Annotated in this window: 22 protein-coding genes and 1 pseudogene; 15 read left to right on the plus strand and 8 right to left on the minus strand. The window is 67.4% G+C overall.

The annotated features are described in order from the left end of the window. Positions 1-35: 35 nt before the first annotated feature. Entirely contained in the window at positions 36-1,292 is a 1,257-nt protein-coding gene (locus tag G6N36_RS21760; RefSeq protein WP_163688901.1) for an MFS transporter, read from the minus strand. After that, positions 1,289-1,753: a MarR family winged helix-turn-helix transcriptional regulator gene (locus tag G6N36_RS21765; RefSeq protein ID WP_163688902.1), complete on the minus strand. Its 465-nt coding sequence runs from the start codon at positions 1,751-1,753 to the stop codon at positions 1,289-1,291. The genes G6N36_RS21760 and G6N36_RS21765 overlap by 4 nt, the downstream gene beginning before the upstream one ends. A gap of 29 nt (positions 1,754-1,782) precedes the next feature. Between G6N36_RS21765 and G6N36_RS21770 the strand changes: the two genes are divergently transcribed. Then, positions 1,783-2,502: an NUDIX hydrolase gene (locus G6N36_RS21770; protein WP_163688903.1), complete on the plus strand. Its 720-nt coding sequence runs from the start codon at positions 1,783-1,785 to the stop codon at positions 2,500-2,502. Positions 2,503-2,504: 2 nt separating this feature from the next. Here the strand turns inward: G6N36_RS21770 and helR are convergent. After that, a pseudogene (gene helR, locus G6N36_RS21775) lies at positions 2,505-4,673 on the minus strand (RNA polymerase recycling motor ATPase HelR). Between the two features lie 75 nt (positions 4,674-4,748). Here helR and G6N36_RS21780 point away from each other — a divergent pair. From G6N36_RS21780 to G6N36_RS21810, 7 genes are all read left to right on the plus strand, one after another. Further along, the gene (locus G6N36_RS21780; protein WP_163688904.1) at positions 4,749-5,933 is read left to right on the plus strand and encodes a metallophosphoesterase; all 1,185 of its coding nucleotides are present in this window, start codon (positions 4,749-4,751) and stop codon (positions 5,931-5,933) included. Positions 5,934-5,999: 66 nt separating this feature from the next. Next, positions 6,000-6,959, plus strand: coding sequence for an oxygenase MpaB family protein (locus G6N36_RS21785; RefSeq protein WP_163688905.1), 960 nt, complete (start codon positions 6,000-6,002; stop codon positions 6,957-6,959). A gap of 9 nt (positions 6,960-6,968) precedes the next feature. Then, on the plus strand, positions 6,969-7,550 hold the full coding sequence (locus G6N36_RS21790; protein ID WP_163688906.1) for a TetR/AcrR family transcriptional regulator: 582 nt from the start codon (positions 6,969-6,971) through the stop codon (positions 7,548-7,550). A gap of 73 nt (positions 7,551-7,623) precedes the next feature. Next, positions 7,624-8,379 (plus strand): SDR family oxidoreductase, encoded by a 756-nt coding sequence (locus G6N36_RS21795; RefSeq protein WP_163688907.1) that lies wholly within the window; start codon positions 7,624-7,626, stop codon positions 8,377-8,379. A gap of 2 nt (positions 8,380-8,381) precedes the next feature. After that, complete coding sequence (locus G6N36_RS21800; RefSeq protein ID WP_163688908.1) at positions 8,382-9,047, plus strand: nitroreductase; 666 nt, start codon at positions 8,382-8,384, stop codon at positions 9,045-9,047. Between the two features lie 86 nt (positions 9,048-9,133). Further along, the gene (locus G6N36_RS21805) at positions 9,134-9,586 is read left to right on the plus strand and encodes a carboxymuconolactone decarboxylase family protein (RefSeq protein ID WP_163688909.1); all 453 of its coding nucleotides are present in this window, start codon (positions 9,134-9,136) and stop codon (positions 9,584-9,586) included. Positions 9,587-9,699: 113 nt separating this feature from the next. After that, positions 9,700-10,308 carry a sigma-70 family RNA polymerase sigma factor gene (locus G6N36_RS21810; RefSeq protein ID WP_163688910.1) on the plus strand — a complete coding sequence of 203 codons (609 nt, stop codon included), beginning with the start codon at positions 9,700-9,702 and terminating at the stop codon, positions 10,306-10,308. A 1-nt stretch (position 10,309) separates the two neighbouring features. Here G6N36_RS21810 and G6N36_RS21815 read toward each other — a convergent pair whose 3' ends face one another. Next, entirely contained in the window at positions 10,310-11,785 is a 1,476-nt protein-coding gene (locus G6N36_RS21815; protein ID WP_163688911.1) for a protein adenylyltransferase SelO, read from the minus strand. Between the two features lie 121 nt (positions 11,786-11,906). Here G6N36_RS21815 and G6N36_RS21820 point away from each other — a divergent pair, with 121 nt between their 5' ends. From G6N36_RS21820 to G6N36_RS21835, 4 genes are read left to right on the plus strand one after another with little or no spacing between them, the layout of a single operon-like run. After that, a complete protein-coding gene (locus G6N36_RS21820) occupies positions 11,907-12,797 on the plus strand; it encodes a mycobacterial-type methylenetetrahydrofolate reductase (RefSeq protein ID WP_163688912.1) in 891 nt (296 codons plus the stop codon). 3 nt (positions 12,798-12,800) lie between these two features. Then, positions 12,801-16,721, plus strand: coding sequence for an ATP-dependent RNA helicase HrpA (gene hrpA, locus G6N36_RS21825; protein ID WP_163688913.1), 3,921 nt, complete (start codon positions 12,801-12,803; stop codon positions 16,719-16,721). A gap of 18 nt (positions 16,722-16,739) precedes the next feature. Continuing rightward, on the plus strand, positions 16,740-17,534 hold the full coding sequence (locus tag G6N36_RS21830) for a glutaminyl-peptide cyclotransferase (protein WP_163688914.1): 795 nt from the start codon (positions 16,740-16,742) through the stop codon (positions 17,532-17,534). Between the two features lie 48 nt (positions 17,535-17,582). Beyond that, positions 17,583-18,701 (plus strand): FAD-dependent oxidoreductase, encoded by a 1,119-nt coding sequence (locus G6N36_RS21835; protein WP_163688915.1) that lies wholly within the window; start codon positions 17,583-17,585, stop codon positions 18,699-18,701. Here the strand turns inward: G6N36_RS21835 and lipE are convergent, their stop codons facing one another. The 3 genes from lipE to G6N36_RS21850 all read right to left on the minus strand — a co-directional run bounded on the left by lipE (position 18,702) and on the right by G6N36_RS21850 (position 21,044). Next, on the minus strand, positions 18,702-19,937 hold the full coding sequence (lipE, locus tag G6N36_RS21840) for a lipase LipE (RefSeq protein ID WP_163688916.1): 1,236 nt from the start codon (positions 19,935-19,937) through the stop codon (positions 18,702-18,704). Next, positions 19,934-20,542, minus strand: coding sequence for an Rv1352/Rv1906c domain-containing protein (locus G6N36_RS21845; RefSeq protein ID WP_163688917.1), 609 nt, complete (start codon positions 20,540-20,542; stop codon positions 19,934-19,936). Before G6N36_RS21845 ends, lipE begins: the two co-directional genes overlap by 4 nt. Before the next feature lie 103 nt (positions 20,543-20,645). Next, the gene (locus G6N36_RS21850) at positions 20,646-21,044 is read right to left on the minus strand and encodes a heme-binding protein (RefSeq protein WP_083126402.1); all 399 of its coding nucleotides are present in this window, start codon (positions 21,042-21,044) and stop codon (positions 20,646-20,648) included. 529 nt (positions 21,045-21,573) lie between these two features. Between G6N36_RS21850 and G6N36_RS21855 the strand changes: the two genes are divergently transcribed. The 3 genes from G6N36_RS21855 (at position 21,574) to G6N36_RS21865 (ending at position 23,367) form a co-directional block, all read left to right on the plus strand. Further along, complete coding sequence (locus G6N36_RS21855; RefSeq protein WP_163688918.1) at positions 21,574-21,981, plus strand: VOC family protein; 408 nt, start codon at positions 21,574-21,576, stop codon at positions 21,979-21,981. Between the two features lie 2 nt (positions 21,982-21,983). Further along, complete coding sequence (locus G6N36_RS21860; RefSeq protein ID WP_163688919.1) at positions 21,984-22,817, plus strand: rhomboid family intramembrane serine protease; 834 nt, start codon at positions 21,984-21,986, stop codon at positions 22,815-22,817. A gap of 73 nt (positions 22,818-22,890) precedes the next feature. Continuing rightward, the gene (locus G6N36_RS21865) at positions 22,891-23,367 is read left to right on the plus strand and encodes a GtrA family protein (protein ID WP_163688920.1); all 477 of its coding nucleotides are present in this window, start codon (positions 22,891-22,893) and stop codon (positions 23,365-23,367) included. Between the two features lie 114 nt (positions 23,368-23,481). Here the strand turns inward: G6N36_RS21865 and G6N36_RS21870 are convergent, their stop codons facing one another. Continuing rightward, a complete protein-coding gene (locus G6N36_RS21870; protein ID WP_163688921.1) occupies positions 23,482-25,392 on the minus strand; it encodes a potassium transporter Kup in 1,911 nt (636 codons plus the stop codon). Positions 25,393-25,397 lie beyond the last annotated feature (5 nt).

Below are 25,397 nucleotides of genomic sequence, written 5' to 3' on the forward strand. Positions count from 1 at the left end.
TCGGCACGGTCGCCGGATGTGTGTGCCACGCGGCATCAAACCCGGACGGGCAGCGGGCCGGCGATGTTCGAGGGTCGGCACCACAGCGCGACCAGCAGGCACAGCACGGCGGCGACGGCGAACGCCGCGTGCACGCTGAACGCGTCGGCGGTTCCGCCGAGCAGCGCGGCGGCGAGCGGTCGTGATCCGAGGAAGCCGACGAGCCAGAGCGCCATGATCCGGCCTCGCAACTCCTCGGGGGCGCGCTCCTGCACCACGGTGCTCAGCCCGGTCATCGCCCAGCCGAAGCCCAGACCCGTCAGCGCGAACCCGCCGATTGCGAGCGCGGGTTCCGTCGCGGCCACAAGCACGGCGCAGCCCGCACCCAGGCCCGCCAATCCGATCGCCGACACGTTCGCCGACGCCATCCGGCCGCCCATGATCGCCAGCACCGCCATCCCCAGTGCCGCGCCGATGCCGAAGCTCGCCGACAGCACCCCGACCAGACGTGCGTCGCCGCCCAGTTCATCGGCCATCGATGGGGCGAGCGTGATCGACGAGTCGGATGCGAAGCCGACGGCACCCACGGCGATCAACGCCAGCAGCAGCGGGCGGTCGCGCCACACGTATCTGAGGGCGACCCGGACGCGGTAGTCCGTACCGTCCACCCGTACTGGCGGCGCCGGAAACCGCACGACGAGTAGGACGACCGCGAACACCAGGTGCAGAGCGGCGCTGACGCCGAAGCCGGCCGCCGCCCCCAGATGTGCAGCGAGATAGGCACCGGACGCAGGACCGAGGATGCGTCCGATCGTCATGGGAATGCTGTTGAGCGCCATGGCTGTTGAGAGCTCGCCGTCGCGAATCAGATCCGGCACGATCGACTGCATCGCCGGACCACCGACGACGAACCCGAAGCCGACCAGCAGCGTCCCGAGGAGAACGGGCGCGGCCACGGACATGCCCTGCTGCGAGGGCTGGACGAACAGCCACGCCGCGGTGAAACCGGAACCGGCGACACACAGCACCCGGCCGAGCAGGATCTGCCGAGCGGGGTTTCCGGTGTCGGCCCATTTGCCGCTGGTCGGGCTGAGGATCAGTTGCGGCGCGAACTGGACGACGCCGACGAGACCCACCATCAGCGCGGATCGCGTCGCGTCGTACATCACGATCGCCGCGACGATGCCGTGCGTCCACACGGCCACGACCGAGATCATCTTGCCCCAGAACAGCGCGCCGAAGACCGGGTCGAACATCAGCCGCAGAGCGCTGCGGGGCCCGGTCGGGGCGGCGGTGGTGGCTTCCGCGGTCATCGGCCCGACGAGCTTTCGAAGCGTTCGGTCAGCTGCTCCAACAGGACGACGAGGGTGTCGACGTCGGCGTCGGGCCAGTCCGCGATGGTCTCGGCGACCAGCCGGCGTCGTCGCTCGGTCACCGTCGCCAGCGCGTTGCGGCCGAGTTCGGTGAGCACCAGCACGCAGCGGCGTTGGTCGTCGGTGGCGAACGCCTTTGTCAGCAGTCCGGCGGCGACGACGGCGCCGACCGTGCGGCTGGCGGTCGAATGCTCGACGGCCATGTACTCGGCGACGTCGCTGACCGAGGCCCCATCGCCGGAGTTCTCGACGGCCCGCAGCACGCGCAGCGTTGACACGTTCGCGACCGGATCTCCCTCGAGGAGCCGCCGACGCCAACTCGGCCGCTGACGTGCGACGTGAAGGCGCGTCAGCAGCTCATCGAGATGGTCGTATCGCGAATGCGGCACGTATATATGCATAGCACATACATATTTACTATGGTCGAGCGGTGACCGTGACCTATGACGACGCGCTCCACGACCAGGTGCGGGTCCGACTCGCCGGCCATCAGCGCCGCGCCGTGACCGATCCGACCAAGCGGCACGCCGCCGTCGCCGTGGTCCTCGTCGACTCCGAGCTCGGCGAGGACCGGGTGGATCCGGCGCCCGTCGACGATTGGATCGGGGGCCGCCCGATGCCGGAAGAGGGTCTCGACGGGCGCATGGTCGACGTCTCCGGTGGCGCCGCGTTTCTGCTCTGCCGAAGGACGTCGCGGCTGAGGTCACACCCGGCCCAGTGGGCGCTGCCCGGTGGCCGCCTGGATCCCGGCGAGGACGCCGTCGACGCGGCGTTGCGCGAGCTGGACGAAGAGGTCGGGGTCACGCTGCCGCAGTCGTCGGTGCTGGGTCTGCTCGACGACTACCCGACGCGGTCCGGTTATGTGATCACCCCGGTGGTCATCTGGGGCGGCGGCCGGCTAGACCTGCGTCCCGCACCCGACGAGGTGGTGGCCGTCTACCGCGTCGGGCTGCATCAGTTGCAGCGTGACGATTCGCCGCGGTTCATCACCATCCCCGAGAGTCCGCGCCCCGTGGTGCAGATTCCGTTGGGCAATGACCTCATCCACGCACCCACCGGTGCGGTCCTGCTGCAGCTGCGCTGGCTCTGCCTCGAGGGCCGCACCGACGCGGTCGACGAGCTCGAACAACCCGTGTTCGCCTGGAGATAGCGTCAGGTGAGTCCGCTCAGCGCCGTGGGCAGCGCCGCGCGGTGCAGCACACCGAGCCGCTGGGTGGCTCGGGTCAGCGCGACATAAAGCTCGGCCGCGCCGCGCGGTCCCGCGGCCAGGATCCGGTCCGGATCGACCACCAGCACGGCGTCGAACTCCAGACCCTTGGTCTCCGACGGCGGTACCGCACCGGGCACGTCCGGTGGCCCGATCACCGCGCTGGTGCCCTCCCGCTGCGCTTCGTCGTCGACGAATTCCTGTATGGCGTTGGCTAATTCGTCATCGGAGACCTGGCGCGACCACGGCAGCACTCCGGATGCGCGGACCGAGTCCGGTGGCCGGATGTCGGGCGCGAACTCCGCGAGCAACGCGGCGGCGACAGCCATGATCTCCGCGGGTGTGCGGTAGTTCACCGAAAGGGAACGGTAGACCCACCGGCCGGGCACATACGGCTCGAGCATCGTGTCCCACGCCGTCGCGCCTGCCGCCGATCGTCGCTGGGCCAGATCGCCGACCACGGTGAACGACCGGTTCGGACAGCGCCGCATCAGCACCCGCCAGTCCATCGCGGACAGTTCCTGCGCCTCGTCGACCACGACGTGCCCGTAGGTCCAATCCCGGTCTGCGGCAGCGCGTTCGGTGAGATCGCGGGTGTCGAGTTCAGTGAAGCGTTCCGCCAAATCCTCGGCGTAGAGCAGATCCTGGGCGAGCAGATGGTCCTCGTCGTCCATCAGATCCTCGCGGCTGATCATGTTGTCCAGCACGCCGGCCGCGAACGCGGTCTCCGCTTTCCGCTCCCGCTCGGCGGCGTCGTCGGCCACCGTGTCACGGCCCAGCAGGTCGACGAGTTCGTCGAGCAGCGGTACATCCGAGACGGTCTATGCGTGTCCATCGACTCGATGCAGCACCTCGTCGCCCTGTGCGGCGCGCAGCCGTTCGGGCGAGGAGTACAACTCGGCGAGCAGGCCCTGCGGTGTCAGGATCGGCCAGAGCTCGTCGAGCGCGGCGGTGAACACTTTGTGGTCTGCGAGCTCATCGATCAGGGTCGTCCGGAGTTGTTCCCACGCATCGCGATCCTCCCGGGTCAGCCAGCCCCTGCCGATGCGCGCGATGGCGCGTTCGGTGAGGACGTAGGTGATGATCTCCGTGAATACGTGGCGAGCGTCGTTGTGTGGCTTGCCGCTCGTGCGGGCCTCCTCACGAGCCCACTCCGCGGTGTCGGCGTCGATGCGCACCGTGACGTCCGCCAGCTCGATCGGCAGCGGATCCTTCGGCAGCCGTTGCCGATCCGCGACCGCGGCGGCCAGCACGTCGAGCATCTTCAAAGAGCCCTTGACCCGCGCGACCTCGTCGGCGTCCTCGGCGGTGACGCGCATTCCGGGCACGAGGCCGCCGACGGTCATGAACACGACGTCGGACTCGCCAAGCGAGGGGAGCACGCGGCCGATGTGGTCGAGGAACGCCGGGTTGGGACCGATCACCAGAACACCGTGGCGTTCCATCCGCTTGCGCTGGGTGTAGAGGAGGTACGCGACGCGGTGCAGCGCCACCACGGTTTTGCCGGTGCCCGGCCCGCCCTCGATCACCATCACGCCGAGATGATCGCTTCGGATGATCTCGTCCTGCTCGGCCTGGATCGTGGCGACGATGTCGCGCATGCCCCCGCCGCGCGGTGCGTTGATCGCGGCCAGCAGCGCGGCATCCCCACGTTCGTCACCGGTGGGACGGCCGAGCACCTCGTCGGTGAAGTCGACGAGCCGCCGACCGCGGGTGTGGAACTGGCGGCGCAGGCGCATGTCCTCGGGGCTGGCGGCGGTCGCGATGTAGAACGCGCGGGCCGCGGGTGCCCGCCAGTCGAGCAGCACCGGCTCCTTGTCCTCGTCGAGAATTCCGATGCGGCCGATGTACGAACGTTCGCCGGTGACGCTGTCGAGCCGGCCGAAGCACAGACCGCTGTCGGCGACCTGGAGGCGCGTGGCCTGTTTGGCCAGCGCTCGCACCTCGACGTCGCGTGCCACAAGCGTGCCGCCGTCCATGCGGTCCACCGGGGCTGCGAGTGCGTCGCTGTACTTGCCCTTCACGCGCGCGCGTTCGGCGTCTAGCCGTGCGTACAACCCGTCGACGTAAGTCTGCTCGGAGCGCAACTCGTCGTCATAGTCCTGCTTGGACACGTGCCCCCAAAATCGTCGGCTGTACGCGAGCTCTCTGAGCAGGCGCAATGCAGCTTAAGCCTAAGCTGGCGGCCAATGTTCATCGTGGTGCTCAGCGCGGTCCTGGCGCTCATGAACGTCTACGTGTGGAAGCGGTTCGTCAAGGACACCACGCGGCCGGGCCGCACCCGACGGACCCTGACGGCGGCGCTCGTCGGGCTGTGGGTGCTGCTGCTGGCGGCGCTCGTCGTGCCGCGGTTCACCGACGTCTCCAAGGCCGGCTGGTACGCGTGGCCGGGCTACCTGTGGTTCGGGGTGCTCGTCTATCTGTTCCTGACATTGCTCGCGCTCGAGCCGGTGCGGCTGGCGTTGCGTGGCTGGGCCAAGCGACAACCGCAAGCACCAAAAGCACCCGAAGAGCCTGCCGAGCCCGATCGCCATGCGCTGAATCGCCGGATGTTCCTCGCGCGAGCGAGTGCGGTCGCCGCCGGGGCGGCGTCGGTCGGCCTGGTCGGCGTCGGCACGGCCACCGCGCTGGGACCGCCTGACCTGCTGCGGGTTCCGGTGCGACTGCGGCGGTTGGATCCCGCGTTCGGCGGGTTCCGCATCGCGTTGGTATCCGATATCCATCTCGGGCCGCTGGTGGGGCGGGCGCACACCGAGCGCATCGTCGAGATCATCAACGCCGCGGAGGTCGACCTGGTCGCGATCGTCGGGGATCTGGTGGACGGCACCGTGGCCGAACTCGGGCCCGCGGCCGCACCGTTTCAGGATCTGGCCGCACCGGAGGGCACATTCTTCGTCACCGGCAACCATGAGTACTTCGTCGAGGACACCGCCGAATGGCTGAACGAGCTGGAGCGGTTCGGAGTCCAGACGCTGCGCAACGAGAACACCGCGATCCGGCGCGGCGGCGCCGCCTTCGACCTCGCGGGCATCAACGACATCGCGGGCGAGCAACGCGACGACCCGCCCGACTTCGACCGCGCCCTTGCGGGAGTCGACGACTCACGACCGACGATCCTGCTCGCGCACCAACCGGTCATGGTGTCCGAGGCCGCCGCCCGCGGAGTCGACCTGCAGCTGTCCGGGCACACCCACGGCGGGCAGATGTGGCCGTTTCACTACGTGGTCGAAATGGTGCAGCCGTCACTGGCGGGCCTGTCGACCGTTGATGACACCCAGTTGTACGTCACCCGCGGGGCGGGGTTCTGGGGGCCGCCCGTCCGGATCGGCGCACCGCCCGACATCACGGTGCTGACGCTGGAAGGCGAGTCCTAGCGGTGGCCATTGACATGTTGACACAGATAGCTAGTCTTTGTGTCAACCGAGACATCGGAGGGCGCCATGACCGCAGCTGCCGAGACTTCCGCGACGTACGACACCGGATCGGTGCGGCCGAACGTTCTGGTCGAGTTCCGTAAGCACAGCGGGAGCACGCTGGGGGGCTTCTTCGGCGCTGCCGCATTCGATGAGGTTGCCCTGGTGCCGGTGGCGGCCGCGGTCGACAAGACCGGGCGATTTGCCGCCAACTTCGCCGATCGCGGTGTGCGCAGCGGGTTTTCGGCACTGCTCGCCATCTGGGGCGACGCCACCGACAAGGTCGCCGAGGCCGAACGGCTCAAAACGATGCATCGCGAGGTGCGAGGTAAGGGCACCGGCGACTTCGCCGACGTGCGCTACAGCGCGCTCGACCCCAAACTGTGGAACTGGATCGCGGTCAGCGGAATGTTCGTGGTGCTCAACTCCTTCACCCCGTGTACCGGAATCGTGCTGTCCGAGGCCGAACGTGAACTCGCCTACGCCCAACTGCTCGACGCCTTCTCGGCGCTCGAGTTGCCGGGCAAGAACTCGAAGTTGCCTGCGACCTATGCCGAAGCCGAGGACTACTACGAGTCGATGGTCCGGGATGAACTGCAGGCCAACGCATTCCTGCAAAGGGTCACTCTCGATCTGACCCGGCTGCCCCTGCCGACCCTGGTGCTCCCCGCGCCGTTGCGCCGGCTGATGACGCCGCCGTGGCTGGTGTTGCGCCCGGTCGCGGGCCACGTGCTCAAGGTGTGTTCTTTCGGCATCCTGCATCCAGGGATCCGCGAGCTGACCGGCTTCCGGTGGGAGTCGCGCCACGACCTCGAGTTCGCGCTGTACACCCGCGTGCTGCAGCTGGCGTGGCGGGTACTCCCCGACAAGCTGCTGCTGATTCCGTTGGCACGCAATCGAATCGAGTACGAGAAACTGGTCCATGTGCATCGTTCGGTCGCGCTGGATTCGTTCGCGCCGCCGGCCGGTTGCCCGTCCGCTGACTAGGCTGACCGGATGCGCCGCACCAACGCCAGCCCCACCGAGCAGGAGGCTGCGATTCTGAAGGCCGCCGCCGAGGAGGTGGCGCTCGTCGGCGTCGGCCGGCTGAGCATGGAGGTCATCGCGCGGCAAGCGGGTGTCAGCCGCAGCACGCTGTACCGACGGTTCCCCAGCCGGGAGACATTGGTCACCGAACTGGGCAGGCAGACCTTCGATTTCGCGATGGCGCGGCTGCAGACCGTGGCGATCGACAGCGGACCCGCCGAAGCCGCGGTTGCGGCATTCCGCGAAGGAGTCCGGCTGCTCACCGGCGAACCGGTGATGCGCCGGTTCCTGCAGTTGGACAGCGACTTCACCGCGGTGACGGGAATGTTCGACGAGGCGAGCGCCTTCCTGAGCAGTGCGGCCACCTCGATGGCCAAAGCGCTGCGCGCGGCGGGCGCGACGATGCCGGACGACGACCTGCTCGCCGTTTCCGAACTGCACATCCGCTTGGCCGTCTCGCTGGTTCAGGTCAGCACTCCAGTGCTCGACGTGACCGACGACGACGCGGTCGCCCGCTACGCCAGAACCCATTTGGCGCCGCTCGTGCGCTGAGCCGGGCTGTCACAGAATCCACACCTGGGCGGTCATACCTGGCGACGGGAACGACCCAACAGGAAGGCACATCATGAGAATCGTCGTCATCGGAGGCACCGGATTCGTGGGCTCCAAGCTGGTGCACACGCTGGAGGAGCACGGTCACGACGCCGTGGCCGCCGCCCCGTCGACCGGGGTGAACACGCTCACCGGTGAGGGTGTGGCAGCGGTCCTCACAGGCGCGGACGTCGTCGTCGACGTGTCGAACTCACCGACGCTCGATGACGCGGCCCTGGAGTTCTTCCGTACCGCGACCACGAACCTGCTCACCGCAGAGAAGGCCGCCGGGGTGCGGCATCACGTCGCGTTGTCGGTGGTCGGCACCGATCGGCTGGCTCCGCAGAGTGGGTACTTCCAGGCAAAGCTGTTGCAGGAGAAGCTCATCAGCGAGGGGCCCACCCCGTTCTCCATCGTCCGCGCGACGCAGTTCTTCGAGTTCATCAGGACGCTCGCCGACTCCGCAACCGAAGGTGACGTGGTGCGGGTGCCGCCCGCCCTGTTCCAGCCGATGGCCGGCGTCGACGTCGCCGAGGGTGTCGCGATCACCGCGGTCAACGAGCCGGTGAACGGCATCGTCGAAATCGGTGGGCCGGAGGCAGTCTTGCTTTCCGACGCCATCAGCACCTCGCTGACCGCACGCGGCGACAGCCGCACGGTCATCGCCGACCCCGGGGCGCGCTATTGGGGCATCGCCCTCGAAGAACGCACCCTGGTCCCTGCCGACGGGGCCACGCTGTTCGACAGCCGGTTGCAGGAGTGGATTCTCGAAGCGGCGGCAAAGGCCTAGCGATGGACGTCTACGAGGCGGTCAAGACTCGGCGGGCGGTGCGCGGCTTCACCGACCAGCCCGTCGAGCGTGAGGTGATCGAACGCGTGCTGTCGGCGGCGGCACGGTCGCCGTCCGGATCGAACATCCAGCCGTGGAACATCTACGTGGTGACCGGAGAGCCGCTGGCACAGCTCAAGAAGGTCGCCACCGAGCGGGTGGCCGCCGGCGACCCGTGGGACGAGCGTGAGTACGTGATGTACCCGCCCCAATTGAAGTCGCCGTACGGGGAGCGTCGGGCGGCGTTCGGCAGGGACCGCTACACCGCTCTCGGCGTCGCGCGCGATGACTGGGAGGCGCGGACGCGGGCCGCGATCGGGAACTGGGAGTGCTTCGGCGCTCCGGTGGCGCTGTTCTGCTACATCGACCGCGATCTCGGCATGCCGCAATGGTCCGACCTCGGCATGTATCTGCAGACCGTGATGCTGCTGCTGCGCGCCGAGGGGTTGCACAGCTGCCCGCAGATGGCGTGGTCGCAAGTGCGCAAGTCGGTCGACGCGGTGACCCAGCCGCCGCCGGAACTCATGCTGTTCTGCGGAATGTCGATCGGGTACGAGGACCCGTCGGTCGATTTCGTCGACAACGGGCGGGCGTCGCTGGACGAGACGGTGACGTTCATCGAGGGTTAGGCGCAGGGCCTTCGCAAAGCCGGCCGGCCGAAGACTACGGATTTTCCAGGGTCCGTTTTCGCGCTCTGGTCGCCAGGCTGGATGTCATGACTCAACGAATCAATTACGCAGAAGTTGCTCCCCGCGGCGTGAAAGTGCTTGCCGGCACCAATGCCTACGTCAGTCAGTCGGGTCTTGCCCCGGAACTGCTGGCTGCGGTGAACCTGAGGGTGTCGCTGATCAACGGCTGCGCCTACTGCATCGATATGCATTCCCGCGAGTTGCGCGAACTCGGGGTCTCCAGCGAGAAGATCGCGCTGGTGCCGGTGTGGCACGAGGCGGGACAGCTGTTCGACGAACGTGAGAAGGCTGCTCTGGCATGGGCGGAGACGGTGACCCGCGTGTCGACGACGGGTGTACCCGACAGCGACTACGAAGCCGTCTCGGCGCACTTCGAAGACAAGGAACTGGTGGACCTGACGATCGCGATCAGTCTGATGAACGCCTACAACCGGCTGGCGATCAGCTTCCGCAACGTGCCCGCCGGTGCGGCAGGGTAGGGCCCGCACTACGGACTACGGATTCGTCGACTACGGGTTTGCAAGGGTCCGCTACGGAGTCCCAGGCGCGAGGGTCATTTGCAGAGTCCAAGCCGTGCACCTGGAGGGTCATCATGAAGGTAGTCACCACCAAGCCCGAGTCCGACACCGATCTCGCCGCACGCTTCAGCACCGAAGTCCAGCCGTTGCACGACATGCTGTCCAGGGGCGCGCGCCGGCTGACCCGCTCCGACGCCGATGCCGAGGATCTGCTGCAGGACACCCTGTTACACGCGTACGCGGGGTTCGACACCTTCGCGGGCGGAACCAACTTCAAGGCCTGGCTGTTCCGGATCCTGTACAACCGCTGGGTAAGCGGGTACCGGTACAAGCAGCGTCGGCCATGCGAGATCTGCATCGACGACGTGACCGAGGGCCAGGTGTGGGACGGGGTCGCGAGGCTGGCCGAGGCTCCGCGATCTGCCGAGGCGCAGTTCCTGGATGCGTTGCCGGACAACGACATCAAGGCGGCCCTGGCCACGTTGCCCGAGGGATCACGCGCGGCGATCTACTACGCCGACGTCTTGGACTACACCTACGCCGAGACAGCGGTGCTGATGGAGGTGCCGATCGGAACGGTCATGTCCAGGGTGTCGCGCGCCAGGAAGCGGCTGCGCTTCGCACTCGCCCATCTGGCCGTCGAAGGCGGCGACGTCGCAGCGCCGCAACCCGATATCGCGTAGGTCACGTCCCGCAGAAGGTTCGGTACTTACCGAAGTCCTCGGGTGCGGGTTCGGCGTAGCGCTCCAGGCCGGCACGTTCGTCGTACGGTGCGCTCACCGCCTCCAGGAGACGCTCCATCGGAGTCAGGTCGCCGTCGGTGGCCGCAGCCAGCGCCTCCTCGACGAGGTGATTGCGCGGAATATAGATCGGGTTGACCCGATCCATCAGCTCGGCGTCCGGGTTCAACGCTCGCCACCGCGTGAGCCATTCGTCGAACCCGGCGAGGTTCATGAACATGCCGCGCGCCGGCTCGGTGTCGCCGCGGGCCGCTTTGCCGAGGTTGAGGAAGAACGAGGTGAAGTCGACGTGGCTCTCCGCGAGCAGCGCGAGTACGTCGTTCATCAACGGCGTCGCGACCTCCTCATCCGAGCCGTCGTTCAGCCCGAGCTTGGCGCGCATCCCGGTGGCCAGCGCCGCCTGGAGTTGCGCCCCGAAACCGGTGAGGCTCTCCTGGGCGAGCTCCACCGCCCGGTCCTGATCGCCGTCGATCAGCGGCAGCAGCGTTTCGGCGAACCGGGCAAGATTCCAGCCCGCGATCGATGGCTGATTTCCGTAGGCGTAGCGGCCCCAGGAGTCGATCGAGCTGAACACCGCCTCCGGGTCGTAGGCCTCCATGAACGCGCACGGCCCGTAGTCGATGGTCTCGCCGGAGATCGTCATGTTGTCCGTGTTCATCACGCCGTGCACGAAGCCGACGAGCATCCACTGCACGATCAGCGCCGCCTGGGCTGCGCCCACGGCGCCGAACAGCGCGAGGTAGGGATTGTCGGCGTTGGCCGCATCCGGGTAGTGACGAGCGATGGCGTAGTCGGCCAGTCGCCGCAGCAGGCTTTCGTCACCGCCGGCCGCCACGTACTGGAAGGTGCCGACGCGCAGGTGGCTGCTCGCGACGCGGGCCAGCACGGCGCCGGGCAGCGGGGTCTCGCGTTGCACCGGGCGACCCGTCGCGACCACCGCAAGCGAACGGGTGGTCGGGACACCGAGCGCGTGCATCCCCTCGCTGATGATGTATTCGCGCAGCATCGGTCCCACCGCCGCGAGACCGTCGCCACCCCGGGCGAACGGCGTTCTGCCCGAACCTTTGAGGTGGAGGTCGCGGTGGCCGCCGTCGAGCGCGGCGAGTTCGCCCAGCAACAGTGCCCGCCCGTCGCCGAGGCGGGGAACATAGCCGCCGAACTGATGTCCGGAGTAGGCCTGGGCCACCGGCGCGGCACCGTCGGGGACCAGGTTGCCGGTAAGGAACCGCACCCCGTCGGGGCCCCGCAGCCAGCGGACGTCGAGGCCGAGTTGGGTGGCCAGCGGCTCGTTGAGGACGAGTAGCCGAGGTTCGGGCGCGGCTTCGGCCTGCCAGCGGACGGCCAGCTCGGGCAACTCGCGCGCGAAGCGGTCGGCCAGGGCGATCGGCGTATCGGAGCCCGTGTCGGGTGCAACGCTCACGCCACCCAGCCTACGGACGGTGACAGGCCCGGTCTGTAAGGTGAGGTCCCCGGCAAATGCGTGCGGTCATCGGGGACCCGACGCGCCAAGGGACGTCGGAATTCGATCAGGGAGCAGTTCGGTGACGCTGAATACCATCGCGCTCGAGCTCGTCCCGCCGAACGTCGAAAACGGGCATGAGCGGGCGCTCGAGGAAGCACACAAGGTGCTGAGGTGCGCTGCCGAGACCGGCCTGCAGGGCCGGATCCGCCACGTGATGATTCCCGGAATGATCGAAGAGGACGACGACCGGCCGATCGAGATGAAGCCGAAGATGGACGTCCTCGACTTCTGGAACGAGATCAGGCCCGAGCTGAGCGCGATGAACGGCCTGTGCACCCAGGTGACCGCGTTCCTGGACAAAGCGGCGTTGCGTCAGCGGCTGACCAAGCTGAGTTCCGCGGGATTCGACGGCATCGCCTTCGTCGGTGTGCCGCGCACCATGAACGACGGCGAGGGGTCCGGCGTTGCGCCGACGGACGCCCTGTCGATCTACGACGACCTGGTGCCCAACCGCGGCGTCATCCTGATCCCGACCCGCGAGGGCGAACACGGTCGCTTCAACTTCAAGTGCGACCAGGGCGCGACGTACGGCATGACCCAATTGCTGTACTCCGACGCGATCGTCGGGTTCCTCCGCAACTTCGCGAAGGAGACCGACCATCGGCCCGAGATCCTGCTGTCGTTCGGCTTCGTGCCGAAGGTGGAGACCAACGTCGGCCTCATCAACTGGCTGATCCAGGACCAGGGCAACGTCGCCGTCGCCGCCGAGCAGGAGTTCGTCAGGCAGCTGGCCGCCACCGAGCCCGCGGAGAAGCGGCTGCTGATGGTCGACTTGTACAAGCGGGTGGTCGACGGGGTCGGCGAGCTGGGGTTCCCGATCAGCATCCATCTCGAGGCGACGTATGGGGTGTCCGTACCGGCGTTCCAGACGTTCGCCGAGATGCTCGCCTACTGGTCACCCGACTCCTGATCCATGTCCGAGCTGTCAGCCGCTGAGCTCCGCCAGCGCCTCGACGGCCTGACGATCCGCGACGCGGCACGCCTTGGCAGGCGTCTCAAGAACCTTCGCGGCGCCGGGCCCGACAAACTGCGGCCGATCGCCGACCAGATCGCCGCGGGCGAAGGCCTGATCGCGACTCGGCTGGCCGCGGTGCCGGCGATCGCCTATCCCGACCTTCCGGTCAGCGCGCGCCGCGACGAGATCGCCAAGGCGATCATCGACCACCAGGTCGTCATCGTCGCCGGGGAGACGGGCTCGGGGAAGACGACGCAGCTGCCGAAGATCTGCCTCGAACTCGGCCGCGGTATCCGCGGCACGATGGGCCACACGCAACCACGCCGCCTCGCCGCACGCACGGTCGGACAGCGCATCGCCGACGAGTTGGGCACGCCGCTGGGTGAGGCCGTCGGCTACACCGTGCGGTTCACCGACCAGGCCAGTGACCGCACCCTGCTGAAGCTGATGACCGACGGCATCCTGCTTGCCGAGATCCAGCGCGACCGCCGACTGCTGCGGTACGACACGCTCATCCTCGACGAGGCGCACGAGCGCAGCCTCAACATCGACTTTCTGCTCGGCTATCTGCGTGAGCTCCTGCCGCGACGGCCCGACCTCAAGGTGATCGTCACCTCCGCGACGATCGAGCCCGAGCGCTTCGCGGCGCACTTCGGCGGAGCCGAACATGGGCCCAGCGGCGGAGCACCGATTGTCGAGGTGTCGGGGCGGACGTATCCGGTCGAGATCCGGTACCGGCCACTGGAAGTCGCCGTGGCGGCCGATGAGTCCGACGACCCTGACGATCCCGACCACGAAGTGGTGCGTACCGAGTTGCGCGACCAGACCGAGGCCATCGTCGACGCCGTCGACGAACTGTCTGCCGAACCGCCGGGTGACGTCCTGGTGTTCCTGTCGGGTGAGCGCGAGATCCGCGACACCGCAGAGGCTCTACGTCACCTGAAGAACACCGAGGTGCTGCCTTTGTATGCGCGCCTGCCCACCGCCGAACAGCAGCGGGTCTTTCAGCCCAGTCAGAGCGCGCGGCGAATCGTGTTGGCCACCAACGTCGCCGAGACCTCGCTGACGGTGCCCGGCATCCGCTACGTCGTCGACCCCGGCACCGCCCGGATCTCGCGGTACAGCCGAAGGACCAAGGTGCAGCGGTTGCCGATCGAGCCGATCTCGCAGGCGTCGGCCGCCCAGCGCGCCGGCCGGTCTGGCCGCACCGCACCCGGTGTGTGCATTCGCCTCTACTCCGAGGAAGATTTCGAGTCGCGTCCGCGCTACACGGATCCGGAGATTCTGCGGACCAACCTGGCCGCAGTCATTCTGCAGATGGCGGCGCTGAATCTCGGTGATATCGAGACGTTTCCGTTTCTGGACCCGCCCGACCGGCGCAGCATCCGCGACGGCGTCGCCCTGCTGCAGGAACTCGGCGCCTTCGATGCCAATGGCGCCATCACCGATATCGGCCGTCGCCTGGCGCAGCTGCCCGTCGACCCGCGCCTGGGGCGAATGATCCTGCAGGCCGAGGAGGAAGGCTGTGTGCGCGAGATTCTCGTGCTCGCCGCGGCGCTGTCGATCCCCGATCCGCGTGAGCGGCCGGCCGACCGCGAAGAGGCGGCACGTCAGAAGCACGCCAGGTTCGCCGATGAGAACTCCGATTTCATCTCCTATCTGAACCTGTGGCGCTATCTCGGTGAGCAACGAAAGGAACTTTCGGGCAACGCGCTTCGACGGATGTGCCGCGAAGAGTTCCTGCACTACCTGCGCATCCGCGAGTGGCAGGACCTGACCGGGCAGCTGCGCAGCATCGCCCGCGACCTCGGCATCAGGGAGTCCGACGATCACGAGCCCGCCGATCCCGCGCGGCTGCACGCGGCGCTGCTGGCCGGTCTGCTGTCGCATGTCGGATTGCGCGAGGGCGAGTCTCGTGATTTTCAGGGTGCACGCAACGTCAAGTTCGTCCTGGCTCCCGGTTCGGTGCTGACCAAGCGTCCGCCACGGTGGATCGTCGTCGCCGACCTCGTCGAGACCAGTCGGCTGTATGGCCGAATCGCCGCACGGATCCAGCCGGAGACGGTCGAGCGAATCGCAGGCGATCTCGTCCAGCGCACCTACAGTGAGCCGCACTGGGACGCACAGCGCGGCGCCGTGATGGCCTACGAGCGGGTGACGCTCTTCGGACTGCCGCTGGTGCCACGGCGGCGGGTCGGCTACGCGACGGTGGAGCCTGAGGTCGCCCGTGAACTGTTCATCCGCCGTGCCCTCGTCGAGGGCGATTGGCAGACACGCCATCACTTCTTCCGCGACAACGCGCGGCTGCGCGCGGAACTGACCGAACTCGAGGACAAGGCGCGCAGGCGCGACCTGCTGGTCGGCGACGACGAGGTCTTTGCGTTCTACGACGCGCGTGTACCCGCGAACTCCGTGTCGGCGAAGCACTTCGACGCGTGGTGGAAAAAGCAGCGGCACAAGACACCCGACCTGCTCACGCTGACCCGCGACGACCTGCTGCGCAAGGACGACGCGGCCGTCGAGGGGCCGGATACCTGGCAGGCCGACGAGCTGTCGCTGCCGCTGACCTACCGCTTCGAACCGGGCGCCGAGGACGACGGTGTGACGGTGCACGTACCCGTCGAGGTGCTGGCCCGCCTCGACGGTGACGAATTCAGCTGGCAGGTACCGGCGTTGCGCGAGGAGCTGATCACCGCTCTGATCAAGTCACTGCCAAAGGACCTGCGCCGCAACTTTGTTCCCGCACCGGACACCGCGCGCGCCGTGCTCGCCTCGATCGCGCCGGACGGCGAACCGATACTGCAGGCCCTCCAGCGTGAACTGCACCGGCTGACCCGAGTGCTCGTGCCGATCGACGCGTTCGACCTCGACAAGCTGCCGCCCCACCTGCGGGTCACCTTCGCCGTCGAGTCCGACGGCAAGGAGGTCGCGCGCGGCAAGGACCTCGAGGCCCTGCAGACCCAGCTGGCCGCGCCGATTCGTCGTGCCGTCGCCGAAGCGGTTGCAGGAGAGCTGGAACGGACCGGCCTGCGGACGTGGCCCGACGATCTCGACGAGCTACCCCGCACCGTCGAACGCGCCAGCGGCGCGCACGCCGTGCGTGGCTTCCCCGCACTGGTCGACACGGGAGGCGCGGTCGACATCCGCGTTTTCCCGACCGAGGCCGAGCAGGCGGCGGCGATGGTGCCTGGCATCCGAAGGCTGCTGCGACTGGATGCACCCTCGCCAGTGAAGAGCCTTGAGCGCGAACTGGATCCGCGCGCCCGGCTGGTGCTGGGCGCGAACCCCGACGGATCGCTCACGGCGCTGCTCGACGACTGCGCCGACGCGGCGACCGACCGGCTGGCGCCAGTACCCGTGTGGACCCGCGCCGACTTCGCCGCGCTGCGCGGCCGCGTCGCCGAACAACTGCTACCCACGACGCGGGCGATCCTCGGCCAGGTCGAGAGGGTGCTCGCCGCGGCCCACGACGTCGACCTCGCGCTGCCCGCCACGCCGCCGCCGACGCAGGCCGACGCGATCGCCGACATTCGCGACCAGCTCGCCAGGCTCATGCCGAAAGGCTTCGTCACCGCCACCGGGGCCACGCGGCTCACCGACCTCACCCGCTATCTGACCGCCATCAACCGGCGACTCGAGCGGCTGCCGCACGCCGTCGGTGCGGACCGCGAACGGATGCAGCGCGTGCACGATGTCCAGGACGCCCTCGACGACCTGATCGGGGCGCTGTCGCCGACCCGCGCGGGCGCCGACGACATCCGCGACATCGCCCTGCAGATCGAGGAGCTGCGGGTCAGCCTGTGGGCACAGCAGCTCGGCACCCCCCGGCCGGTCAGCGAGAAGCGGATCTACCGGGCGATCGACGCCGTCACACCGTGAGGACGGGTATCTATAGGTATGCGCAACAGCATCATCTGGGCAGCCGCGGTGAGCGTGCTGGTCGCCGGCTGCGGAGGCGGAGCTACACCCAGCGAGACCACCACGGCGGAGGGTCCGGTGCCGACGATCACGCCCGAGGTGCTCGCCGAGATGCCGCACGACACGACGGCCTGGACTCAGGGCTTGGAGTTCGACGGTCCCAGGCTCTACGAGGGCACGGGTGTCGCGGGCGCCTCGCAGGTGCGCGAACTGGACCCGGAAACGGGCGCGGTCCTGCGCGCTGCCGCGGCGCCCAACAACTACTACGGCGAGGGCATCACTGTCGTCGGCGACCGGATCTGGGAACTCACCTGGCAGAACAAGGTGGCCGTCGAGTGGGACAAGAACACCATGACCCCGCTGCGCGAGGTACCGGTCAACGGCGAGGGCTGGGGGCTGTGTGCCGACGGGGATCGGCTGGTCCGCAGCGACGGGTCCGACCGGCTGTTCTTCCACGATCCGGAGACGTTCGCCGAGACGGGTTCGGTTGCGGTCACGCGCGACGGCGACCCGCTGACAAACCTCAATGAGCTGGAATGCGTCGATGGCCAGGTGTGGGCGAACGTCTGGACGTCCGACACGATCGTGCGGATCGACCCTGGGAGCGGTGAGGTGAACACCGTCGTGGACGCCAGTGAGCTGGCAGGAAACGCCGGTCGCGACAATCAGAAGGTGTTGAACGGCATTGCCCACATCGACGGCGACGAGTACCTGATCACCGGCAAGTACTGGCCGAAGATGTACCGGGTCCGCATCGACGCCCCATCGGAATAGTCGCCGCGCCCGTCGCACGAAAATACCTAGCCCGGCTATGGTGACCGGATGCGACGCGTGGTCATCGCCGGGCTCGGCGACAGCGGTGTGCTGACCGCGATCAAGCTTGCCAAGCACGCCGAGGTTGTCGGCATCTCGTCCAAGCCGGGCCTGGTCAGCGGGCAGGAGCTGGGTTGGCGGCTGTCCCGACCCGCAGAGTGGGCACGGCACAACTGGATCCCGTTCGACAGGTTCCGCGGTCTCGACCGGGTGCGCACCGTCCAGGGGACGCTCACCGGTGTCGACCTCGAAGCGGGCAAGGTCTTTCTGAACCGTCCCGACGGTATCGCCTCCGCCGAACCGTATGACGCGCTGGTGATCTCGACGGGAGTCACGAACGGCTTCTGGCGTAGGCCCGATCTGCAGACGGCCGATGAGATCGTCGGCGGGCTGCGCTCCGCGCACGACCGGATGGCCGCTGCCGAATCCATGATCGTCATCGGCGGCGGTGCGGCCGCGGTGAGCAGTGCGTACAACCTGGCCAGAACGTGGCCGGCAAAGTCGGTCGCGCTGTACTTCCCAGGCGAGCGGGCGCTGGAACACCACCACGACCGGGCTTGGGAGCAGGTACGCAAGAGGCTGGTCGAGGCGGGCGTGCGGTTGCATCCCGGCCACCGCGCGGTCGTCCCCGAAGGCTTTGAGTTCGACGACATCACAAGTGCGCCAGTCGAATTCAGTACCGGACAACCGGCCACATCCGCGGACGCCGTGCTGTGGGCGATCGGCCGGGTTCGGCCCAACACGGACTGGCTGCCCGCGGAGTTGCTCGACGAGCACGGGTTCGTTCGCGTCACCCCTGAGCTCCGGGTGCCCGGTCACCGCGGTGTGTTCGCGATCGGCGACGTCGCCGCCACTGATCCGCTGCGGAGTTCGGCGCGCAACCGCGCCGACGGTCTGCTCGCGCGAAACATCATGGCCGAGTTCGCCGATCAGCCGCTGCGCTCCTTCCGTCCTGCGAGCAGGCGGTGGGGTTCGATTCTCGGTATCCAGTCCGACGGCCTCGAGGTGTTTGCGCCGAACGGAAGGCCGTTCCGGTTCCCCGCATGGTCGTTCGAGCGGATCCTGATGTCGTTGATCGTGCGGCGCGGGATCTACCGCGGGGTGCGGGACAACCAGCCCACCGTCTGATCAGCCGCGCGGCATTTCGGAGGCGATGAGGTTCATCAGCGCCGGGTATCGGTTGGCCTCCCGGTGCGCACCTGGCTTGCCGCTGCTGATGAGACCAGCTGCCAGCCGGCGTTCGGGATCGGCCCACACCGCGATATTGCTCAGGCCGAGGTTGCCGAAGGCGGCGGGCGCGTTGCGGCCGAACGGACCGAACCTGTTGGAGCCCAACAGGTATCCGGTTCCCCAGCGTGCCGGCACCAGACCGGTGGCGACATCCGGGCGTAGCCGCCTGCACTCCGTCGTCGCGGCTTTGAGGGTCTCCGGCCGCAGCACCCGCACTCCATCGAGTTCGCCGCCGCGGCGCAGGATCTCAGCGAACCGCGATAGCTCGTTCGCCGTCGACACGGTATTGGAGGACGGCAGCACGCTGGTGAGATACCGCTCCGAGTTGGAGAACGGGATTATCTTGTGCATCGATCCGCCAACGGCGAGCTTGAACACCTTCTCCATGGGTGCGGGCATGGGTTTCCCGGTGGCGTGGCTGGGTGCCACCCGCGGAACATCCTGGGGTGCAACGCCGTAGTTGGTCCAGCGGAACCCGAGGGGGTCGAGGATTTCGGTGGCGAGAATCTCGCGGATGTTCCTGCCGGTGGCAGCCGAGACGATCTCGCGCACCAGCGGACCCCACGTGAGCCCGTGGTAGATGTGCACGAGTCCGGGCCGGTGCAGCGGTTTCAGCGCGCCGAGCTGTTCGCGGGTGTACTCGCTGTCGTCTATGCGCTTGAGGTCCACGCGTGGCCCGCGGTAGATCGGAACACCGGCGCTGTGCGTCATCACGTGCCGGATGGTGGTGCGGTCCTTGCCATGGCTGGTGTAGGTCGGCAGATAGTCGCAGACGCGGTCGGCGAGAGCGAACTCGCCGCGCTCCACCAGCATGTGCACGACCGTCGTCGTCATGGCCTTCGCCGCTGAGTACGCGCAGAACGGCGTATCCGTGGTGACGGGCACCTTTTCGGCGTCGGGCGGGTCCGACGGCCCGTTTCCCCAGCCGTGGCCGATGGCGCGGTTCAGGACGACTTTGCCGTCGTGCCGCAGACACAGCTGGATCGCGGGGTGCATGCCCGCCCGATACCAGTACCGCGCGGCCGCCCAGATCCGTTCGATCGATGCCGGGTCGACGTCCGAGTGGTCTTCGTCGCCGATCGCGGTGACGGCGTCGAGGTCCGCCGGTACGCGGATTCGGCCGTCGGCGGTCACCCCGGTCCGGGCGCTGCGCCCGTCGGGGGCATGTGCTGCGTCGGAGTCTGCGTGACCGGCGCTCCTGCAGCCGGTGCTGACCTCGCCGGCGCCGACCCCGCCGTAGGCGGACCGGACGTACCGCCGTTCAAGATGCCGGTACCGATGAGCGGAGCGAGTTGACTCAAGACGTCCGCGGGGCCGGCCTGTCGCGGCAGTGCGGCATTGGGGGTCAGCGCCCAGGTCTGGCAGTCGTTGGTCGTGAAGGTCGAGTCGTTCGCGAGGATCTGCACCACCGCCGGCTTCTTGGTGAGCGCGTTGTCGAGCAGTTCGTCGCCGGCCGCCCGCTTCCAGTAACACGCCGTGCCGTTGGGACTGGGGCCAGCGGACGAGTAAACGCCCGGGACGATGTCTGTCCCGACCGCGTAGGTGCCGTCGGCGTCGATGGTCGTCTTCGGTCCGGGCGGGGCGGCCTCCGCAGAAGGCTGCCCATCCGGTGCGGGCGTTTCGGACGGGGCGGGCGCCGGAGCCGGCTCCGTGCTGGGTTGCGCATTGGCGTAAGCAGCGGAAACGCCGGCGGTGACCAGCAGCGCCGCCGCGAGCGCTGAAGTTCTCGTCGGCCTCATAACAAGTCAGTCTAAGCGTGCGCCGAAAGTGTTACTTCCGGCGCGAAAACCCGCCGCCGCAGCCGGGCTGCGACGACGGGCTTCCGCTAGGGATCGGTGGCTCTCAGCCGGCCATGAACTGGCTGTAGGCCGACGCGAGATCCGGTGGCAGCACCGCGACGTTGCACTGGCTCTGCTTGTCGCCGATCGGTGAGAGGATTCCGCGCAGGTCCTGGTACTCACCCGGGTTGGCGGTGAAATAGGCGCGCAGAGTCGATGCGGCCTGGTCGCGCGGCTGGCTGAACGCCGTTGTCACCGCCGCGTTCGCGCCGGGGTGGCTGGCCAGGTAGGCCTGCGCCGAACCCGTCGCGGAGCTGACCGTGCCTGACAGCTCGCTGGCGCTGCAACCGGCAGGAGTGGCCATGGCCGACGGTGCGGCAATTGTCGCCACCGCCAGGCCCCCGAGCAGCGAGCCCGCTGCACATGCGCCGACGATTCGAGCATTGATATCAGATAACTTCATATGCCTTTCTTCCTTCTTATTGCGAATGGTCTCGGTGTCTCCCCCGTTCCCGAGATCCACGGTAGCGAAACAAATGATGCGTCATCTGATGGCTCTGCAGCTCCTCTGCCTGCACCGACGGCGTTACACGGCGAGGACGTGATTCATGCCGCAATTTCGGCGGAATTCGATAAGTCCGCGACCAGACGCCCGTACAGATCTTGAAATTCCTCATGTTTCGGCGGGCATTCTTAATTGATCGTGATTTCGATAGAGACCGAATCGTTACGCGGTTGGGCAGTAGGTTCGTGCGCATACCGGATGTAAGCGACGACGTGTGGGAAGTGATGGCCACAGCCAGGACGATTCGGCACTTCACCGATGACAGCAAGCGCGCCCGCGACAACCGTGCGACCTACGAGCTCCACAACCGGGCGGCGCCACGGTCCGGTCCGGTGGCGACCACTCGAAATGGTCGTCAATGTGGATCATTGGGACCAGCCTCCAGCAGACCTGCTGGGGACAACTCTTCTCGAGAAGCGAGGCGCACGTGAAACTGGATCTGCTCTCACCGGGTATCGAGGTCGGTCTGGTGACGACGAATCTCGAGGCGATGGTCGACTTCTATGAGGGTTTCCTCGAGCTCGAATTCCAGGGCGAGATCGAGTTTCCCGGCGGATCGCAGCGCCGCTACTCGCTGGGTGGCAGCGTCTTGAAGCTGGTGACGTTCACGACGCCGCCGCCGTTACCCGCCACGCCCGGTGGCGGGCGCGCGGCGGCCGGGGTCCGTTACTTCACGATCGGGGTCAAGGATCTGACCGGGTTGTCGAAGACCTTCGCCGAGTCTCCGTATGAGGTGGTGGAGCCGCTCACAGAGTTCGAGCCGGTTCCGGGCATGGGCTGGATGTTCGTCGCCGATCCCGATGGCAACTGGATCGAATTGTTCGGCACGCTGTAGGCATGACCACCCCGCCGCAGGCGCCGACCTGCTATCGGCATCCTGACCGCGCGACGTATGTGCGGTGCACCCGCTGCAACCGCTACATCTGTCCCGAGTGCATGCGCGACGCAGCCGTCGGGCACCAGTGCGCCGAATGCGTCGGCGAGGGCGCCAGAAGCGTTCGGCAGGCGCGCACTCAGTTCGGCGGTGTGCCGGCGAGCACCCCGCTGGTCACCTATGTGCTGATCGCGATCAACGTCGTGATGTTCGCGCTCCAGACCATGTCGAGCGAACTGCAGCGTGCGCTCGTGCTGTTTGCCCCGGCGGTGGCCGATGGCGAGTGGTATCGGTTGTTGACGTCGGCGTTCCTGCATTACGGCCCGATGCACATCGTCTTCAACATGTGGGCGCTGTGGGTGGTCGGACCCCCGCTGGAGGCGGCGTTGGGACGGGTCCGGTTCATCGCGCTGTATTTCATGAGCGCGCTCGGCGGATCGGTTGTGGTGTATCTGTTGTCGCCGCTCGGTGCCCAGACCGCGGGTGCATCGGGTGCGGTGTTCGGTTTGTTCGGCGCCACGTTCGTGGTTGGTAAGAGGCTGAACATGGACACCCGCTGGGTGATCGGCCTCATCGTGATCAACCTGGTGATCACATTCGTGGTGCCGGGCATCAGTTGGCAGGGGCATCTCGGCGGGCTCGTCACGGGTGCGGCGATCGCGGCGGCGTATGCGTATGCCCCGCGGAAGAATCGCAACGCGGTGCAAGCCGGCGTGACCGTGGGGGTGCTGTTGTTGTTCTTGCTGCTGATCTGGTGGCGCACCGCAAGTCTGCTGTCGCTGTTCGGCGTGGCCTGACGGGTCGCGACCCGACTTCGGGAATTCGCCCGCTGCTCAACCACTGGACACTCGTGCATGTCAGCGTGGACATGTGACCGTCGAGTCGTCGACTCCTGCCAGGACGGGAGCGGTCGAACGGTTCCACCGGTGCTGTGACAGGGTGGTCGCCCTCCTGCCGTTCGGGCTCAGTTCCCTTGTCGCGCCGACGTTTCTCGGGTTCTGTCTGATCAACAGCTTCACGTTCGGCGTCGATCTGGTGCTGCTGTACCTACTGCACGGGGTGTTGGCGCTGCCGGTGCCGATTGCGGTGACAGCGGCGTACGCGTGCGCGTTCACGTTGAGTTACGTCCTGAACCGGATCTTCAACTTCTCCTCGCACGCGCCCGTCGGGCCTCAGCTCGCCATCTACGTCGTCGTGGTGGTGGTGAACTACCTCGCGTTCATCCTCGGAGTGTCCAGCCTGCTGACTGCGCTGGGTGTGGACTACCGCATCGCACGCCTCGGAGCGGGCGCCTGCGAGGCGGTGTACATGTACAGCATGATGCGCTGGGTGGTGTTCCGCAGATAGAGCCGGCGCGCATTCCGATCGCAATGTCAGGCTGACAGGTTCATGACGCTTATATGTCCGCGGCGACGCTGTCAGCTGTACATTGTGCGCGGTCTTGCTTGAAGTGCGGCTGCGCTAGACCTCGACGCGGGAGCCGACGATGACCGTCCGACTCAGCGGCAGACCGAAGTGCCCGGCCGCATCGGCGGTGATGTGCGAGGTGGCGATGAACAGTCGCTTCCGCCACGCCGGCATCGTTGGCGCATCACCCATGCACAGGTCGAGCTTCGACAGGAAGTATGAGGCGTTCTCCAGATCGAAGGGCCCCTCGGTGTCGTCGGCACTCAGCAGCGCGAGCGCGCGCGGGACGATCGGCCGCTCCATGTATCCGAAACGCGCGGCCACGTGGACGATCCCATCACTGGCGTAGCCGAGGTCGTCGTGAGTTATCCGCTCGGAGTCGGGCAGCCGCGGTACGTTCTCGGTCACGACCGACAGCACGATGACGTGCTCGGCCAGCACATGGTTGTGGTCCACGATGGCGCGCATCGCCAACGGCGCGGTCTCGCGGCCCCGATTGAGGAAGATCGCAGTGCCGGGAATGCGCACCAGTGGCGGATCCCGATGCACCAGCTCGTCGACGAATTCCCGTAACGGCCCCTCGGCCTTTTCCCTTGCGCGCGTGATGATTCGCCGGCCCTTCTGCCATGTCGTCATCACGGTGAACGCCACCACGGCGATGGTCAGCGGCAGCCATGCGCCGTGCACGAGCTTGGTGAGGTTGGCCGCGAAGAACATCAGATCGACCACGAGCAACAGGCCGCCACCGACCAGTACGCTCCAGAGCGGCCATCCCCAGCGCGTCCGTGCGTAGTAGAAGAACAGCGTGGTGGTGATCGTGATCGTTCCGGTCACCGCCATGCCGAACGCGTACGCCAACGCCGCCGAACTGCGGAACGCGAACACGAGGATCAGCACCGCGACCATCAGTACGGCGTTGATCCACGGCACATAGATCTGCCCGATGGTCGAGGCGGACGTGTGCTCGATACGCAACCTTGGCAGGTAACCTAGCCGCGCGGCCTGCGAAGCCACCGAGAACGCGCCGGTGATCACCGCCTGCGACGCGATTACAGTCGCCGCTGTTGCCAAGAGCACCATGGGAATTCGCGCCCACTCCGGAGTCAGGAGAAAGAACGGCGCGGACACCATCGACTCGTCACTCAACACCAGCGCGCCCTGACCGAAGTAATTCAGCGTCAACGCGGGAAGCACTAGGCCGAGCCAGCCGGACGTGATCGCACGTCGGCCGAAGTGACCCATGTCGGCGTACAACGCCTCCGCGCCGGTGACCGAAAGCACGATCGCGGCGAGTGCGAAGAACGCGATGTGGAAGTGGCCGGCCATGAACTCCAGTGCGTACGTGGGCGACAGCGCCTTGAGAATCTCGGGATTGTCGACGATGCCGTGCACCCCGCACGCGCCGATCGCCGTGAACCACAGGATCATCACCGGGCCGAAGAAGCGGCCGACCGTCGCGGTGCCCCGGCTCTGCACCGCGAACAGTCCCACGATGATCACGGCGGTGATCGGCACGACGAAGTCTCTGAAGCCGGGATCGATCACCGCGATGCCCTCGACGGCCGACAGCACCGAGATCGCAGGCGTGATCATGCTGTCGCCGAAGAACAGCGCGGCCCCGAACAGCCCCGCCGCGGCAAGTACCGCCGAGGTGCGTCGGCCCCGGCCACCGGTCCAGCGCCGCAGCAGCGTGATCAGGGCCATGATGCCGCCCTCGCCGTTGTTGTCGGCGCGCATCACCAACGTGACGTAGGTGAGGGTGACGATGATCATCACGGACCAGAAGATCAGCGAGACCACGCCGTAGACGTGGCTGTCGGCGACCGGAACGGGGTGTGGGTCGTTCGGGTTGAACACCGTCTGCAGCGTGTAGATCGGACTGGTGCCGATGTCGCCGAACACCACACCCAGCGCCGCGATGATCACCCCCAGCCGCAAGGCCTGGCTGCCGGCTGGTGGGTTCACACCTG

The sequence above is a fragment of the Mycolicibacterium gadium genome, from assembly GCF_010728925.1.
GTDB lineage: Bacteria > Actinomycetota > Actinomycetes > Mycobacteriales > Mycobacteriaceae > Mycobacterium > Mycobacterium gadium.